This is a genomic window from Campylobacter sp. W0014 (assembly GCF_020135975.1).
In the GTDB taxonomy this organism is placed as follows: Bacteria; Campylobacterota; Campylobacteria; order Campylobacterales; family Campylobacteraceae; genus Campylobacter_D.
Genome location: NZ_JACHTR010000065.1, coordinates 1 through 1,434 on the forward strand (window position 1 = coordinate 1; position 1,434 = coordinate 1,434).

A 1,434-nucleotide genomic window follows, 5' to 3' on the forward strand; every position below is an offset into this window, starting at 1 on the left:
TTTAAATCTTTAGTCATTTTAACACTAAATGCGTTATTCCTTGTGTTGTTTTAAATGCAGGTGCTTTAAAATAGGCAAATAAGATTAATTGATATTTTTCATTCATATTATAAAGTATATTCCTATCATTTTGTGAAAGCATAGAAGTATTAAAGGCTATATCATTTCCTTGAAGATTTTCTAAAATCTTAATTTTAGATTGATTGCATTCTAATTCCTCTTCTTTTTTTACACAATATGCCCATTTAATTGTCTCATCGAAGAAAAATTTCTCCTCATTATTTAAGTAAGCTCTAACAAAAATAGTTTCATTGTAAGGGATTTTATCAGTAGTATTTTGCTGTTCTTTGTCTTTATAAGCTTGCATACCTGTGATATATAAATCCTTTCTTGAATTTTTGATTTGTTTTTCATACCCATTTGCCTCGGCATCTAAATAAAGATTTTCTCCAAAATCTTGCATACTTACTTTATTTGTAAAAGTATAGCTTCCACCTTTCTTATCTGCAGAACTTAAGGAGACTATTGCCACATTTCCAATTTTATGCATTTGACTTGTGCTAAAGCCTTCTAAGGTTTTTGTAGCTATAATACATTTTGTAGCTCTTTTAAAAAAAGAAGAGTTTTCATCTAAAATTAAATCAATTTTAAAACTGCTCTTATAAATACCTTCTTGATACTCTAGCTTTAAACTTTCATAAATCCTTCTGTTCTCACAATTATGAAGAAATACTTTAGTGATGGTTTCATGATTATTTCCATTTTCATCTAAAATCTTAAGATTATTAAGTGTTAATTCAAAATTTCCCCCTCTATGCGATAAAATCTCTTCGCTACTATATCTTTCTAGTTTTAAATAGATTTTTAGCATCTTTGAGGCTTTATCTTGTAAAATTTTAAATTGATTTTCTTTAGCAAAACTGTATAATTCTATAGCATTTTCTTCATTGCCAGTAGGAGCAACTTTTAAAATCCCATCGTTTTTATTAATAAAATATGATATATTGTTTTTTACTGCTTTAAAGTATATTTCATCTTCTTTTTTTAAAGTAAGTTCTTCTTGAGTGCAACAAGAAAAAGCTTGTGGATTAATTGCTTGTTGTTCTTCTTGTGTTGGATCATATTTTAAATACATTAGCTCACATTGATCTTCTATTAATTTAGAACAATCTATTTTTGCTTTTGCTCCTATAAGTAGGGTAATAAAAGTATTTTTAGGTTGTTCTATTTGTATAATAGATGGAGTGGGATTTGGATAGAGGATAAGAATATTATGGGGTGTATTTGCTTCTAGTTTTTCAAACTTTTGTCTTAAAGTTTTATTAAGCAAGGCAACATTATCCAATTTATTAGCACCTAAATTCTCACAATAATTAGCAATACAATAAATATTATCTAAGCTAAAATTTTTTTGAGTGAGGGTGTTTAGGTAAT

General features: G+C 27.1%; 1 pseudogene. It reads right to left on the reverse strand.

The window, feature by feature from the left end:
• Positions 1–13 precede the first annotated feature (13 nt).
• Positions 14–1,434 (reverse strand): annotated as a pseudogene (locus H2277_RS08930) (hypothetical protein); the annotation flags it as partial.